This is a genomic window from Lentilactobacillus otakiensis DSM 19908 = JCM 15040 (assembly GCF_001434145.1).
Classification (GTDB): domain Bacteria; phylum Bacillota; class Bacilli; order Lactobacillales; family Lactobacillaceae; genus Lentilactobacillus; species Lentilactobacillus otakiensis.
This window is the reverse complement of sequence record NZ_AZED01000020.1, coordinates 18,606-34,284: the sequence shown is the minus strand read 5'-3', so window position 1 is coordinate 34,284 and position 15,679 is coordinate 18,606. Positions and strand designations below refer to the sequence as shown.

The following is a 15,679-nucleotide window of genomic DNA, read 5'->3' as shown; positions in this document are numbered from 1 at the left end:
CAAATGATATTACTTGTCGCGACGACGGTGTTTAAAGAATGGTGGAATGTCGTCTTGTGAGTCATCGCTGGTATCTGGTTTGGAATCATCAGAATTAACATCAGGTTGGAATGGATCGAAGTCCTTCTTCTCAACGTCACTGAACTCATCTTGAGCTGCGGGACGAGTAGCAGCTGGTTGTTTTCTGATATCCCAGTTACCAAGTGGATCACTCTTGGAATTTGAATTATCTTTTGACTGATCATTTGCAGGCGCTTGGCGATCAGAATGTGGACGGGCAGTTGGCTGTGGACGCGCAGATCTTGTTCGTCTTGAAGCCATCCGACCTTGTTCTGCTTTCTTTTTGTCAATCCCTGTGGCAATAACTGTAACTCGAACTTCATCGCCCAATGTCTCGTCTATTGAAGTACCAAAAATGATATTGACATCGCTGGTAGCCGCTTGTGACACAATGTCGGAAGCATCTTGAGCTTCGAACAATGACAAGTCAGGACCACCGGTAATGTTCAACAATACTTGTTCTGCACCATCAATTGAAACTTCGAGCAATGGTGAAGAAATAGCTTTTTTAGTTGCTTCAGCAGTTCTGTTCTCACCATTGGCAGTTCCAACACCCATCAAAGCTGAGCCTTGATCCTGCATCGTAGTCTTAACGTCGGCAAAATCCAAGTTAACGTATCCAGGGCTAGTGATTAAATCAGAAATTCCTTGAACACCTTGACGTAAAACGTTATCGGCTTCCTTGAAGGCATCCATCATCGGTGTCTTCTTGTCGACCATTTCAAGTAAACGGTTATTTGAAATAACGATTAATGTATCAACGTTTTCCTTGAGTTGAGCAACCCCTTCATCGGCATATTTTGCTCGACGTGGGCCCTCAAAGCTAAATGGCCGGGTGACAACACCCACAGTGAGTGCGCCCTGGTCCTTAGCGATTTTAGCTACGATTGGAGCGGCACCGTTACCAGTACCACCACCCATTCCGGCAGTGACGAAGATCATGTCGGCACCCTCGAGTGCTTCGGTGATGGCTTCTTCACTTTCTTCAGCAGCTTTGGCACCAACATCAGGATTTGAACCGGCACCCAACCCACGAGTGAGTTTAGGGCCAAGTTGAATTCTGGTTTCGGCTTTTGAGGTTGCTAAAGCTTGAACATCGGTGTTGGCAACGATAAATTCAACACCTTTTACATCTGAGTTAATCATTGTGTTAACGGCATTGCTTCCCCCGCCACCAACTCCAATAACTTTTATGTTTGCACCGTGGTTATCGGTGGAATCTAATGAATACTCCATAATTGTCTTTTCCCTCCGTTTAAGTGCTTAATCAAAGAAATCACTAAAGAAATTCTTGATTCCTTCACCGCGTTTTTTCTTCTGTGTCGGTTTCTTGGTCTTCTTAGCCTTGCCAGAAACTGGCTTTTGAGCCTGTTCCGGCTGACTAAGCTTAGGCGCCTTGGTTAATGTCGCACCAACGGCCGATCTAACAATCATATCAACGTCTGCCAAGTCGGCAAAGTATGACACCAGTGAAAGTGCAGCTGTAAATGATGGGTGTCGCAATCCCATCTGATCAGGAATATAGACCCTGACATTAGTGTTGAATTGGTCAGCGGCTAATTCGGCAATTCCTGGGAGTGCAGCCACACCACCAGTTAGAACAATTCCACCTGGTAAATCGAGTGCTTGAATCTGGTTTAAGCGATCCTTAATTCGATCAAAAATCTGGCTCAAACGTGCTTCGATCACTTCTGCAAGATAACGTTCGTCGATGTAGGTTGGTTCAGATTGACCAACCACTTCAACTGGAAATTCATTGTCCGCGGACGCCTGCAGAGAATCTGCATAACCGTAATCACGTTTGATCTTTTCAGCATTTTCCATTGATGTATTCAAAACGATTGAAATATCTTTGGTGATAAATGTGCCGCCCTCAGGATCGGTTGTGGCATATTTTAACTGATGATCGTGAATGACTGAAGCGGTTGTTTGACCGCCGCCTAAGTCCACAATAATCGTCCCAAAGTCTTGCTCACCGTCATTTAACACAACATGGCTCTCAGCCAAAGGTGTCAAAACAGTGGACATGATGTTCAAACCGGCTTTGTTAACAGCCTTTTGTAGGTTGTGCATAATACCTTTAGAACCGGTAATTAGTTTACCGCGCATCTCAAGGCGAACGCCGACCATCCCCCGAGGGTCTTTGATGCCGTCAAATCCATCAACGATGAATTCTTCCGGTTGAATATCAATTATCTCTCGTTCCTGAGGCAAACTGGTCCCCAAAGCCGATGCCGCAACATTTCTGACATCCTCTTCAGTGATCTCACGTGATTGATCATCCAGGGTAATTAGCCCATTACATGGTTCAATCCGTAACATGTTCGCTGGAACACTTACAATAACGTCTTTAATCTCAATACTTGCTTTTTCTTGAGCTTGATTTACAGCACTCCGAATTGCTTCAGCAGCTTGATCGATGTCCACGATCACACCACGGCTCAATCCATTAGAAGGCTGATTTCCCACACCAATAACGTTCAATTGCCCTTTTACTTTTTCTGCAACAATTACTTTTATTGAGGTAGTTCCTATATCAAGTCCCACATATAAACCCGAATTATCCATATATGTAAGGAACCTCCACATCTAGTAGAATATTTTCTGAACATAACATAAGTTTAACACAATCATAATCATCGAAAAAGATTAATTGACACTAATAACCATGCATTGTGGTCGTATTTGAAGAAGTTTGCTTTTTGGAAATTGGATACGAATATGCGCCGACTTCCAAATTGATCACACTTTTAACTTTTAGCTTGGAATTAATGCTTGGATAATAATCCATTTTGTCGCCAAACGTACTGATTGAAGCGTACACTTTGTTGCCATCACTCATCTGAATGAAGATCCGATCAGGATTGCTCTTGGTTGGAGAAAAACTAATCGTACTCATGACGGCTCGAACCGGTGGACTGATCCTTCGATATTGCTTAATCGTCCGCCGTAACTTTTCTGGATTCTTAAATTTCTTTAGAACTGGAAAGCCAGCTTTGGGATTCAAAACTTTACCCTTGATGATCACGCCGCTTTTTAAAATCGGTTGATAGCCGCCATGGACATACAGATACCCAATAGTTGGATATTCCTCAACCTTAATTTTGATCTGGTTGAAGTTCACTAATTTCATTTTAACAGATTGCATCCGCATACTGCGTTGTTTGAGTGACTGGGCCAATTTGTCAGTCTTTCCCCAAACGGCAAAAAGCGATGTGCCCGGTTTGACTGGTGAAAAGCCCTTGATTTGCTTGTCACTGACAATTTCATTGCCACTAACCGTCACGCTTTTAACCCGGCTATATGATGAAATCATGAAAATCATCACCAATAAAATGACGGTAATCAGGATCACCAATGGCCACATTTTTTTGACATTCCTATTTTGAAAATCACGAAACAATCCTCCGTGATCCTTCTCGTTTTGGTCCTGTGTTCCCACGAGCTCTACCCCCGATAACCGAACTACTTAATTAATGTCCGGGCTAAATTCAAAATTTCGTCGGCTGAATCAACCACACCGAGTTTTTTCGAATTATCTGCCATTTTCTCACGTGCAGCTGAATCGTGCATTAACTGATCAACCGCCTTTAACAAACTTTTAGGATTTAGGTCATCCTGTTTGACCATCAAAGCGGCCCCACGACTGACCAGACTCATTGTGTTTTTGGTTTGATGGTCGGCAGTGACATACGGGCTTGGAATCAAAACAGCCGGAATCCCAAGCGCAGTGATTTCAGCAATGCTGGTGGCACCTGAACGGCCAACAATCAATGAAACTTTTGGTAAGACTTGCGGCATGTTATTTATGTAGGGCAAAATCTTGATGTTGCTACTGATCCGTGTCTTATTCAGCAAATCCATCACGTTTTGGTAACGCTTCTGGCCAGTCACAAAGACAACCTGATACTTTCGCTGATTAAATTCACTGATTGCGCCAATCACGGCTTTGTTGATTGCTGGTGCACCTTGGCTCCCACCAAAAATAAGAACAGTCGGTTCATTATCCTGTAGATCAATGTCTGACCATTTGAACGTACTCTTCATATTGGCAACCTGTTGGGCACGAGGATTGCCGGCAAAAACAACTTTTTCTTTCGGAAATTGATCTGCAGCTTCGTGAAAACCAATCGCAATTTTATCAACGTAATGGCTTAAAAACTTGTTGGTGAGACCGACGGCGCTGTTTTGTTCATGAATCATAGTTGGAATGTGAGCTTTGGCGGCCGCATAAACGACGGCCCCGGATACATAGCCACCCGTTCCAATCACGATATCTGGTTTAAAATCTTTAATAATTTTCTTGGATTCATGCACACTCTTAAGGAATAAAGCGACCGTCTTAAAGTTTTCCAGTGAAAGTGACCGTTTAAAGCCTTGGATTTCCAAAGCGATAAATTTAATTCCTTGTTCAGGAACAATCGAACTTTCCAAGCCTCGCTTAGAACCAACGTAGAGCACTTCAGAATCCGGTTCTTGTTTTAATAAATCTTCAATAATGGCGAGCGCCGGGTAAATATGCCCACCGGTACCGCCACCAGAAATGATTAAACGCATTAGTGACCCTCCTGCTTATTCGTCAGCTTTTCAACATCTGCAATGTATCGATCTCCACGTTCTTCAAAAGTCTTGAACTGATCCCAACTTGCATTAGCGGGTGACAACAAGACGATATCCCCCTCATCACTATATGAGTATGCCGCTGGAACAGCCTGGTCCAAGTTATCAACTTTCTGAATGTCTGTGATCCCAGCTTTCTTTAAGGAATCTTCCAAAAGGTCAGCCGTTTCTCCGAACAACACAGCAGCTTTAACATGGTCTTTAAATTGTGGAATCAATTTATCAAAAGTGTATCCGCGATCCAATCCACCTGCTAATAACACAACTGGTTTGTCAAATCCTTCAAGTGCAATCTGAGTGGCCTCAATGTCAGTCGCCTTGGAATCATTGTAGAATTTACGGCCGTTGGCTTCGAGAACGAATTGGAGACGATGACGGACACCAGTGAAGGTTTCCAAAACGTTGGTAATTGCTAAATTAGATTTACCCAAGACTTTGGCACAGGCAATGGCAGCCAAGGCATTCTCAACATTTTGTTTGCCGGGAACCTTGATATCCTCGGCGTTCATAATGAATTCATCGTTGTAATATAATTTGCCGTTTTTTTCGTAAGCACCTTTATCAATTTCTGTCGTCCGCGCAAATGGGACCACTTTGGCAGCACTTCGTTTACTCAAGCCACGCCATTCATCCGAATCAAAGTTAACGACAAAGAAATCGTCAGGTGTCTGGTTCATCGTGATTCGCATTTTAGCATTCACATAATTTTCACGAGTCTTGTGATAATCCAAATGGTTGGAGAAGATGTTGGTCAAAACCGCAACGTGTGGATGCAGAGTTTTGATCCCCAACAGCATGAAACTTGAAAGTTCCATGACAATCGTATCGTCAGCAGTGGCCTTCTTGGCCGTTTCAGTGGCTGAGATTCCAATATTCCCAGCTGCATAGGCATGGCCTTTTTCACGTTCCTGATTCAAAATCTTAGTGATCATGGTTACTGTCGTGGTTTTACCATTGCTCCCAGTTACCCCGATGATTTCTGCATCGGTAATTTGAGAAGCCAACTCAACTTCCGTGATAATTGGCAGATGGTGATCGACAGCCGCAGCAACAACAGCGTTATCATAGGGGATTCCTGGATTTTTGATCATCATGTCAAATCCATCATCCAAAATAGCTGGATCCTGTTTACCGGTAATCGTTTTGACTCCGGCAGCTTCAAGCTCAGCCACTTCAGGTAATTCTGAGCTTGGTTTTGAATCATTTAAAACAACGGTCGCACCTAATTCTTTCAGGAGTTCAGCAGCGTGGGTGCCGCTCTTGCCAGCTCCAAGTACCAATACTTTTTTATTTTGATAGTCATCAATTTTTTTCATTTTATTCCCTCGTTTTTCGTCATTTGAATAGTCAAATAGGCTGGAAACAAAACCAGCCGTTTTGTCCCAACCTCTATACAATCGTGATGATGCTTACTGCAGATGCCACAATGGCAATCAGCCAGAAGACAATGTCTATCTTCCATTCAGACCAGCCACTCATTTCAAAGTGATGGTGAATTGGTGTCATCTTAAAGACCCGCTTACCAGTCAGTTTAAATGAGCCGACCTGAATAATCACACTTGCGGTCTCACAGACATATATAATCCCAATGATTAACAGTGAGAATTCGTGATGAACCAACACGGAGACACAGGCAAGTGCCCCACCAAGTGCCAAAGACCCCATGTCTCCCATGAAGATTTTGGCCGGCTTGTGATTGAAAATGAAAAAGCCCAATAAGCCACCTACAACCGAGAAGCAAAAAACCGCAACTTCGGTTTGCTTTTGAACGATGGCAATAATGCCATATGCTGCAAATGAGATTGTCCCTAATCCGGCAACTAAGCCATCTAAGCCATCAGTTAGGTTGACCGCATTTGAAAAGCCAACCAGCCAAAAGACAATGAACAAAATGTACCAATATCCCAATTGAAGGTCTCCGGCAAACGGAATCTTAATTGCCATCGGGAAGCCTTCATGTATGTATACCGCCGAAAAAATCACGGCAGCCACAATTTGACCCAGCATTTTCTGCCAAGCTTTTAATCCTTCGTTTTGGCGTCTAAACAGCTTAATACTGTCATCCCACATCCCAATCAAACCATATGTGATTAACACAAACAGTAAGATTAGTAATGTTGGATTCAACATTTTTTCAAACCAGCCAAAGACCAGATCAGTCAACACGATAGCAACAATAAATAAAATGCCGCCCATCGTCGGGGTTCCTGACTTTTTTTCGTGCCAGGAAGGGCCCTCTTCTCTAATCATTTGGCCTTCGTGCCGGCTTCGAAAATACTTAATTAAACTTGGCATAAAAATTGCCGTTATCAAAAAAGTGCTTAATAAAGGTATTACCCAATTCCCCATAATAGACATGTACCATCCTTAGTTATTCAAAATTTACTTTCAAGACATCTCCAGTATCAATTGACTTTTCAAAATTGATACTTTGACTGTCAGCATAACCGCTGCCAGTTGATTCGAGTTTTAAGCCTGTCAAAGAACAAAATTGCTTGACGTCATTCTTGCTCCAGCCAATAATTCGTGGCATCTTCCAGCCTTTATTGGTCAATAGGAAAACCCGTTTTTGTTCGTTCAGTGTTGTACCAGAACTTGGAGACTGCTTCAAAATCGAATCGCCACTCCCAATCGTCACAACATCGAATCCTTTTTCATTCATGATCCGTTTGCCGTAAGTTGTTGTCTGGTAGGTTACATTTGGCACCTGACGTTTGACGGTTGCTTGTTTAGCATTCGAGTTTTGTAATGCCCTCGTGATGACTGGCTTGAAGATTTCGGCCAATAGCTGAGTAGCAGTCTTGGTTCCAGTCAATTTAGGTTGTTTCATCGTGATAAACATCACGTAACGGGGGTTGTTTGCGGGGACCATGCCGGCAACCGAGTATAGATAGCTGTCGTCGCCTGAAGCATAGCCGCCCATGCCATTGCTGACTTGAGCTGTACCGGTCTTGGCAGCAACCCGGTAACCCTTAATTTTGTAGTCGGCACCAATTCCGTAAGATTTGTAAACAACATCCTGCATATGCTTACGGACCGCCTTTGCAGTCGTAGCACTAATCGGGTGGCCAACAACTTTTTTACCATACTTCTTAATCGTCTTTGTATTTGACGGATTTGTGATTTTAGAAATAAAGTACGGCTTCATCATTGTACCATTATTTGAAACTGCAGATAAAGCCTGCATCATTTGCATCGTTGTAACTTCAATTCCTTGACCAAATGAAGTATCAGCCTGTTCGATTGGGTAATTGAACTGAATTCGTCCGGTTAATTCACCGGGAAGACCACTGTTAGTACTCTTAAGGAACCCAAATCTGTGAATATATTTCTTCCAGGTTTTTGGCCCCATTTGCTGCTCCAAATGGGCCATGGCAACGTTACTAGAAAGAGCAAACCCTTTGTTATAGGTAATGTAGCCCCAACCAGCAGGATTCCAATCAGGCACAATTTTACCGTCAATCGAATAACGTCCTGATTCGTAAGTGTCAGTCCCGTTGTAATGCCCAGAGTCGATCGCTGATGAAAGTGTAAAGACCTTCATTGTTGAACCAGGTTCATACATATCAGAGGATAAAGTGTTTGTCCAGGCCGATCCGATTCCTTTCAAAGTGGCCGCGTTAAAAGTTGGCCGTTGAGAAGCTGCCACAATTTTTCCGGTCTTGGCATCCATCAATACGGCATTCATTCCTGCCGCGTGAACTTGTGATTGAACAGAATTCATTTCACTTTCAAGCAAAGTTTGAATCCGTGAATCGATTGTCGTATAAACGTTGTTACCGTTTTTGACGGCCTTTTCTTTTTGCTGTTTACCAGGAAGCTTGTAGCCGTATACATCATATTGAGCGTCTTTGTATCCATTTTGGCCAGCCAACGTCTTATTGAAGGCTTGTTCGATTCCCATTTGACCAACTAGGTTAGCAGTTCCGGTCTTCTTGTTGGTCTCTGAAACCGCAACACCAATCAGGTTAGACGAAAAAACACCGTTGGGGTAAAGTCTGGCTTGTTTTTGAACAAAATCAATCCCTGGTAATTTTTCAGCTTGAATCTTCTTCTTGGTCAATAAGGAAATATTCGTCCCTGCACTACCGAATTCAACTTGGAATGGCTGCTTGTTCTTAGGAGACAATATTTTCATGGCTTTTTTCTGAGTAATTGGCAGATATTTAGAAAGCACTTTTGCGGTCTTGGATTTGTTGACAACGTAAAGTGGCTTGCCGTTTAGTCCCTTTTGTGTTTTATCTAAAACTGCATATAACGAATATGTACTGGTATCTTCCGCAATTGGGTTTCCGTCTGCATCGTAAATAGATCCTCGTTTGGCTTTGAGGGTCTGAGTTTGAGTATACAGTTTTTCAGCGCGGTCATTTAAATTGACATTTTTAACGTTTTTTCCTACCGCAATCACTAATAAACGGGTGCCTAAAAACGCAAAAAGCAGGAAAAATGTGAGGAACAAACTTATTCCAACAATTTTCCGGCTTTTACGGGCATTCAGTTTGTCTGCGGAACGATCAGATGAATCTTTCATTTAGTAACATTCCTTATGTTTGCATTTGAGAGGGACATCCCGCTCTTATGTGCAATTTTATCGAGACGGGTGCTGCTTTGAAGCTCACCAATCTGTTGTTTTAAATTTGTATTGTTGTTGCGAACATTCACAATTCGGTTATCCAAATGCTGCAGTTCATGTTGCGAGTTTGATAAAGCAATTTTTGACGATACAACTACTAACATTAACACAGTTAAGACGGCACTGCCACACACAATTAACAGCTTTTCAAATGATGAAAGTTTGAGTGCTTTGGAAATGCTCACCTTTTTGATCTTAACCTGGTCAGGGGCAGAAACGTACGGCTGCGGCTGTTCTGTTAGGTTATGAGCTAAATTATTTTGGGCCATAATATGTACTCTTCCTTTATTTTAATTTTTAATTCGTTCAATTATTCGCAACTTTGCACTATGTGAACGATGATTCTCTTCTAGCTCAGATTCGGTTGGAACAATTGGTTTTCTAGTGATACTTTTAAATTTCGGCTTAATACCTTCAGGAATAATCGGTAAGTTCGGTGGTAATTCCGGTAAGGATGTTTTTTCTTTGAACATCGTCTTAACCAACCGGTCTTCCAACGATTGAAACGTTATAACGCTAATTCTCCCATTAACTTTTAATAAATCAAGTGCCTGTTCCAATGAGTCCTCTAAAGCTGACAGCTCATCATTTACGGCAATTCGAATTGCCTGAAAGACTTTTTTCGCAGGATGGCCGCCATGACGTCTTGCTGCTGCAGGAATTCCCTCTTTGATTACTTCCACCAAATCGTTGGTGGTATCAATTGGGTGTTCTGCTCGAACCGCTTCAATTCGTCTGGCAATCGACTTAGAAAATTTTTCTTCGCCATACCGATAGAATATCCGGACTAATTTTTCATAGGGCCATTCGTTAACAATTTTCCACGCGTCGACCGGGTTATCTTGGTCCATCCGCATATCAAGTCGGGCATCAAACCGGTAGCTAAATCCCCTGCCCGCTTCGTCAAACTGCGGTGAGGAGACGCCCAAATCATAAACGATCCCATCAATTCCTGTGACATCAACATTTTGCAACGCAGATTTCAGATGACGGAAATTATCGTGAATCAGGGTCAACTTGCCAGCCTGAATGTACTTGGCCAAATGCTGTTGATTATAATCAATCGCTTCTTCATCCTGGTCGAACGAGTAGAGATGACCGGTTGTCAATTGTTCAAGTATCTTTGTGGTATGTCCCCCACCACCTAACGTTGCATCAACGTATGTGCCATCAGGATCAATGTTCAACCCCTTGACTGCCTGGTTCAAGAGGACAGTCACGTGCTTAAATTCAGACATTCGATCACCCCCATTTCCTGCATGTCGTGTCTGTTAAAAATCAATCATATTTTCAGCGATATCATTAAAGTTTTGTTCTGCATCTTTGCTAAAGTCATTCCAGCGATCATCGCTCCAAATTTCAAAACGGTTGGATACGCCGACGACAACACATTTTTTCTCAATACTTGCATAATCCCTTAATGTACTAGGGATATTAATTCTCCCCTGCTTGTCGAACTCGCATTCAACAGCGGCTGAGAAGAAGAACCTCGTGAAATACCGAGCGTCCTTTTTATTAACGGGTAAAGTGTCGATCTTTTGTTCAACCTTTTCCCATTCGTCCATTGGATATCCGAACAGACATCCATCCATTCCTCGAGTCACAACAAGCTTGTCACCCAAGTCCTGGCGAAACTTCGCGGGGATGATGATACGTCCTTTGGCGTCAATATTGTGTTGATATTCACCCATGAACATGTCGTCATCACCCCCAATTTCAGTTTACAATCACATTCTACCACAATCCACCACTATCAACCACGTATCCTCAAAATTTGTAATTTTTTTGTTATGAAACGGTTTCATAATTAGCAAAAGCTTACGTGTACCTTGATATATAAGCGATTTGGAATTGGTGGGGAAATGCACCCAATTTTCTACAAAAAAAGAATCAAAGCAGAAAATCTGCTTTGATTCAATCAACTAATTTCAATTTAAATAGCTTCAAAGATGACATAAATTCCCACAACAATCCAGCAGCCAAATAAAAACAAGTCACTAAATCGCCAGAAGGTAACAAAAAATTTTTTGTATGTTAATTTGGGATTGGTAAAAATCTGCCACAACAGCACAATTAAGGTGAGTCCCAACCAGACGATCACGACTTCCGGAATAAATGATCCCGACAAGCCCTTTTTACTAATTTCATGAATGAAGTACAACAAAATCGGCGGCCAAAAATCGAGTGGTTTAATTCGAACCTTCGACCGAAAAAAATGATTTTTTCTTAAAATAACTAGGAACCCGGCAACTGCAAAAAGAATCAGCAATTGAATTAGAAACGTTGCCGTGTCAGTCATCCAAGGAGAAATATGCATAAGTTACCCTCCTGATTTTGACAAAACATATTGCATTGAACGATAATGATAGTTAAACTGTGTATGGAATACAAGAGAAAGTGGTGCAAACATTGGCGCGTAAAAAAAGAACAAGATTTCAAAAAATCACATTGGTATTCGTTTGGATTATGATCATTGCAACGATCAGTTCACTGGTCATTTCAGCGATCATGACATTTCTTTAATCAAACGAACCAGATGAGGTTGAGACAAAAGTGAAAGCTTTTGTCCCAGCCTCTTTTTTATTTATCCTTGCTTTTCCTTATAAACCTGCCGCGGCCTGCTGCCATCTTGAGGTCCGATGTAGCCACGCTTTTCCAAATCATCAATTAACCGGGCAGCCCGGTTATAACCGATTCGGAAATGCCGCTGGAGTAATGAAGTGCTGGCTTTTTGTTGATCAACCACAAATTCAAGCGCATCGTTGAATAAATCATCTTCAGAATCTTCTTGATCCTCTTCTTTGATTTCCTCATCGCTGACCATCATGGATTCGTCATAATCGGCGGACTGCTGATCAGTGATGAATTTAACAACTCTGGAAACATCCTTATCCGGAATAAAGGCGCCCTGCACTCGAATCGGTGTGTTGGAATCAATCGGCAGGAACAGCATGTCCCCACGGCCTAGCAACTTCTCGGCACCGTTGGTATCAATAATTGTCCGTGAATCGATTCCGCTTGAAACAGCAAAGGCAATTCTTGAAGGGACGTTGGCTTTGATCAAACCAGTAATAACGTCAACTGAAGGCCGTTGAGTTGCCAAAATCATGTGGATTCCAGCTGCCCGGCCCATTTGAGCCAACCGAATAATGGCAGCCTCGACATCGTTGGAAACAGTCATCATCAAATCTGCCAATTCGTCAACAATCACGACGATGTAAGGCATTGGTTGGATTTTGGTGTCATTCTCACGATTGTTTTTAGCAACAAAATCATTATAGGTACTAATCTTTCGTTGACCAAATTTAGCGAACAACTCATAACGATTTTCCATCTCAGAAACGACTTTTTGCAGTGCTCTGGCGGCTTTCTTTGGTTCGGAAACCACTGGGCTCAGCAAATGAGGAATCCCATTATAAACACCTAATTCAACCTTCTTGGGATCGATCAGCATCAGTTTTACCTGGCTTGGCTTCGCATGCAGCAAAATGCTTGTAATAATGCCATTGATGGCAACTGATTTACCACTACCGGTTGACCCGGCAATTAATAGATGCGGCATCTTGGTCAGGTCGGCGGTAATTACGTTACCGTTGACATCCTTGCCTAATGGCACTTGAAGAACGTGCCCATGGTTGTCAGGTTGATGCTCGACAACATCTCTGAAGGAAACTGTGGCAATCTTTCGATTAGGGACCTCAATTCCGATAAGCGATTTACCAGGAATCGGTGCTTCAATTCGAATGTCCTTGGCAGCTAATGCCAAAGCAATATCGTCAGCCAGATTCACAATCCGACTGACTTTCACCCCAATGTCAGGATGGAGTTCATATTTAGTGACTGATGGGCCTAAACTGACGTGTTTAATTTCGGCTTTAACGCCAAAACTATCCAAAGTCTTTTGTAAAACTTGCGCGTTATGGTCAATTGACTGTAACTCACCGGACTGGTCATCTTGTGGGATCTGAGTGAGCAAATCAGTGGTTGGCAGTTTGTAAGAATCGTCTTCTTTAACATCAACCAAATCCACGTCGGAAGATTCGTCAGCGCTTTTATCTTCTTTAGGTGCTGGCTTCTTGGGAGCCGATTGAGCCGCCTGCTTAGTTTCCTCGGTTACCGGCATCCCTGAAATTGTGATGGTCGACGGCGACAGCTTATTTGGTTGATTATCGCTGCTGTCAGGAACATCATCAACTTGGGTGTGACTATCTTGCGTGGTGGCCGGAGTTGGCTTAACAGGCTGTTTAGCCCGCTTCTCGCCTGTATGCTGTCTGGCCTTGGCAATCCGTGCTTTCATAAACGTCAAGCATGCCCGTAGGCCCGTGAAAATCTTTGCAAATGAAATATCGAAGAGCACAAACCCGCCACATAAAATAATCAAGCTGGCAACAATTCCGGTCCCAATTTTGCCAAACAATAAATGAGATACATAGAACAACACTGCAGCGAGAATTCCGCCGCCAATATTAGAATCACTATTCGAGGAGGCAATATCATCAGTCAGTTTTTCCCAATTAAAATTAATAAAGTCAACTGGCTGGGCTGCTTGTATGTACTCGATCAAGGTTAGCCAGAGAAGAATTCCAATTAAAACGAGAACAGTTCCCCAGGTATATCTGGCAGGGATCTTGGGCAGCCTGGAAAAACCGGCTAACCAAATACCACCGACGATTGCAAGCAAGAGCAGGAGTGGATAAAGGCTGCCGACAAAAATCCTGGCAACGTTAATCATAAACGTCCCCACAATGCCGGCTTGCAACAAACCCAGCAACGCCAAAATGGCCACAATACCACCGATTACGTTAATTGCGTACTTTTGTAAAAAGCTGGATTGGTGATTTGACTTGGTGGTCGTTTTCCGTGGTCGACCGCGCTTCTTGACGGTTTTCTTTGGTGTTCGCTTAGTTTTCATCGATTGTCTCCTCCTTTCCTAAGAATGATCGTTCTTTACTTCAGCTTATCATGCTCATATTTGTGCGTCCGTTCCAAATTGTTGAAGCTTTGTTGTCTCAATACCTCATAAATCACAATGGCACAGGTATTAGACAAGTTCAACGCGCGAATATGATTGTCGTCTTGAGGAATTCGGATCGCTTTTTCTGGGTTCTTGCGCATAAACGGTTCTGGCAATCCCGTCGTTTCTTTTCCAAACAACAAGTAATAATCCTGATCAGAATCTGAGTAATCGGGATCTGTATAATCTTGGTTAGCAAATTTAGAAACCAAAAATAAGTTTTTAGGGTTTTTAACCGTCTTCAAAAACTCAGGTAAATTCTTATGATAATTAATTTGAACTTTGTCCCAATAATCAAGTCCAGCACGCTTGAGATGTTTGTCATCGATGCTGAAGCCCAGTGGTTCGATAAGATCAAGGACGGTGTCGGTTCCGGCACAAGTTCGGGCAATATTTCCGGTATTAGCGGGCATTAATGGTTCAAATAGTACGATATGATTAGTCATTTTTTCCTCCAGATAATTAAAATTCAGCGACCATCACGGAAACGTCTACGGTGATTGATTTCATCGCATCAACCAATTGAGTTGCATTGGCTTGACGATCTTTTCCCCAGTGCAGCGGCGTCATGATCATCATGTCCTGCTGCATCCCGTCAGGAATTGAGAACTGATATGTAAGCTGATTGATTGTCGCGTTTGGATAATGCTTCATAAACAGATCAAATACTTTATCATTTGAATAGGAACTATTCTTCTGACCGCTGCCAAATAAGGCTTCCCGCAGTTCATGAAGATAATTGCTATTGGGAATGATTTTGATTAGCTTGCCGCCAGATTGGGCAACCCGGTTAAATTCATCATAGGCCGACGGCGAGAATAAATCGATAATGGTGGAAAATGTTTGGTTATTGAACGGTAATCTAGCCAGATCTGCGATACAGAAAAACGCATCGACTGGTTGTTGAGTTGCCAAATTGATACCATCTTTTGAAATATCAAACCCAATCGCGGTGTCGTCGCCACTTCGAAGTTTTAACAAACGTGCCAACGGCGTTCCTTCGCCACAGCCAACGTCGAGAATGGTTTCTGGGCCATCGCTCAAATGACGTGAAATTTCATTGACAATTGGGTCGAATAATCCTGCCTGCAAGATTTTGTGACGGGCTTGAAGCATTGCCTTGTCGTACTCATTATTGGCCTGCTTGGTTAAGAAAAACAACGTCCCCTTCTTGGAAAGGTCAAAAGAATGTTGATTTGGACACACCAAACTGTATCCCGCTATCTCGGCAAATGGCGATTTGCACACCGGGCAGCGGAATAAATTTAAATGTTGATTCACAAAATCTCTGCCAAAATCAATTTTTTTCACTAAAAGCCCTCCACAAACGCAGTTCATTATATCACAGCAGC

The 15,679-nt window shown here is 42.6% G+C and carries 15 protein-coding genes; 1 reads left to right on the top strand and 14 read right to left on the bottom strand.

All coding sequences use genetic code 11. The features are described 5' to 3' along the window. Positions 1-9: 9 nt before the first annotated feature. The 11 genes from ftsZ to FD05_RS10940 form a co-directional block, all read right to left on the bottom strand. Positions 10-1,296, bottom strand: a complete 1,287-nt coding sequence (gene ftsZ, locus FD05_RS10990; RefSeq protein WP_020281850.1) for a cell division protein FtsZ — start codon at positions 1,294-1,296, stop codon at positions 10-12. Positions 1,297-1,323: 27 nt separating this feature from the next. Next, the gene (gene ftsA, locus FD05_RS10985) at positions 1,324-2,628 is read right to left on the bottom strand and encodes a cell division protein FtsA (protein WP_191980530.1); all 1,305 of its coding nucleotides are present in this window, start codon (positions 2,626-2,628) and stop codon (positions 1,324-1,326) included. A gap of 91 nt (positions 2,629-2,719) precedes the next feature. Beyond that, entirely contained in the window at positions 2,720-3,427 is a 708-nt protein-coding gene (locus FD05_RS10980) for a cell division protein FtsQ/DivIB (RefSeq protein WP_020281848.1), read from the bottom strand. A gap of 98 nt (positions 3,428-3,525) precedes the next feature. After that, entirely contained in the window at positions 3,526-4,617 is a 1,092-nt protein-coding gene (gene murG, locus FD05_RS10975) for an undecaprenyldiphospho-muramoylpentapeptide beta-N-acetylglucosaminyltransferase (protein ID WP_020281847.1), read from the bottom strand. Beyond that, positions 4,617-5,996 carry a UDP-N-acetylmuramoyl-L-alanine--D-glutamate ligase gene (gene murD, locus FD05_RS10970; RefSeq protein ID WP_020281846.1) on the bottom strand — a complete coding sequence of 460 codons (1,380 nt, stop codon included), beginning with the start codon at positions 5,994-5,996 and terminating at the stop codon, positions 4,617-4,619. The genes murG and murD overlap by 1 nt, the downstream gene beginning before the upstream one ends. 73 nt (positions 5,997-6,069) lie before the next feature. Further along, positions 6,070-7,038, bottom strand: coding sequence for a phospho-N-acetylmuramoyl-pentapeptide-transferase (gene mraY / locus FD05_RS10965; RefSeq protein WP_039933246.1), 969 nt, complete (start codon positions 7,036-7,038; stop codon positions 6,070-6,072). Between the two features lie 13 nt (positions 7,039-7,051). Then, positions 7,052-9,211, bottom strand: a complete 2,160-nt coding sequence (locus tag FD05_RS10960; protein ID WP_020281844.1) for a penicillin-binding transpeptidase domain-containing protein — start codon at positions 9,209-9,211, stop codon at positions 7,052-7,054. Next, positions 9,208-9,582, bottom strand: a complete 375-nt coding sequence (gene ftsL, locus FD05_RS10955) for a cell division protein FtsL (protein WP_020281843.1) — start codon at positions 9,580-9,582, stop codon at positions 9,208-9,210. The genes FD05_RS10960 and ftsL overlap by 4 nt, the downstream gene beginning before the upstream one ends. Before the next feature lie 21 nt (positions 9,583-9,603). Next, entirely contained in the window at positions 9,604-10,551 is a 948-nt protein-coding gene (gene rsmH / locus FD05_RS10950) for a 16S rRNA (cytosine(1402)-N(4))-methyltransferase RsmH (protein ID WP_020281842.1), read from the bottom strand. A 33-nt stretch (positions 10,552-10,584) separates the two neighbouring features. After that, entirely contained in the window at positions 10,585-11,010 is a 426-nt protein-coding gene (mraZ, locus tag FD05_RS10945; protein ID WP_039933244.1) for a division/cell wall cluster transcriptional repressor MraZ, read from the bottom strand. Positions 11,011-11,246: 236 nt separating this feature from the next. After that, positions 11,247-11,630 (bottom strand): DUF3397 domain-containing protein, encoded by a 384-nt coding sequence (locus tag FD05_RS10940; protein WP_020281840.1) that lies wholly within the window; start codon positions 11,628-11,630, stop codon positions 11,247-11,249. A gap of 59 nt (positions 11,631-11,689) precedes the next feature. Here FD05_RS10940 and FD05_RS11950 point away from each other — a divergent pair, with 59 nt between their 5' ends. After that, entirely contained in the window at positions 11,690-11,836 is a 147-nt protein-coding gene (locus FD05_RS11950; RefSeq protein WP_349771075.1) for a DUF4044 domain-containing protein, read from the top strand. 61 nt (positions 11,837-11,897) lie between these two features. Here FD05_RS11950 and FD05_RS10935 read toward each other — a convergent pair whose 3' ends face one another. From FD05_RS10935 to FD05_RS10925, 3 genes are read right to left on the bottom strand one after another with little or no spacing between them, the layout of a single operon-like run. Then, entirely contained in the window at positions 11,898-14,225 is a 2,328-nt protein-coding gene (locus FD05_RS10935; protein WP_020281838.1) for a DNA translocase FtsK, read from the bottom strand. Between the two features lie 35 nt (positions 14,226-14,260). Continuing rightward, a complete protein-coding gene (locus FD05_RS10930) occupies positions 14,261-14,773 on the bottom strand; it encodes a tRNA (cytidine(34)-2'-O)-methyltransferase (RefSeq protein ID WP_039933242.1) in 513 nt (170 codons plus the stop codon). A 16-nt stretch (positions 14,774-14,789) separates the two neighbouring features. Then, a complete protein-coding gene (locus FD05_RS10925; protein WP_039933240.1) occupies positions 14,790-15,638 on the bottom strand; it encodes a methyltransferase domain-containing protein in 849 nt (282 codons plus the stop codon). Between the last annotated feature and the right edge of the window lie 41 nt (positions 15,639-15,679).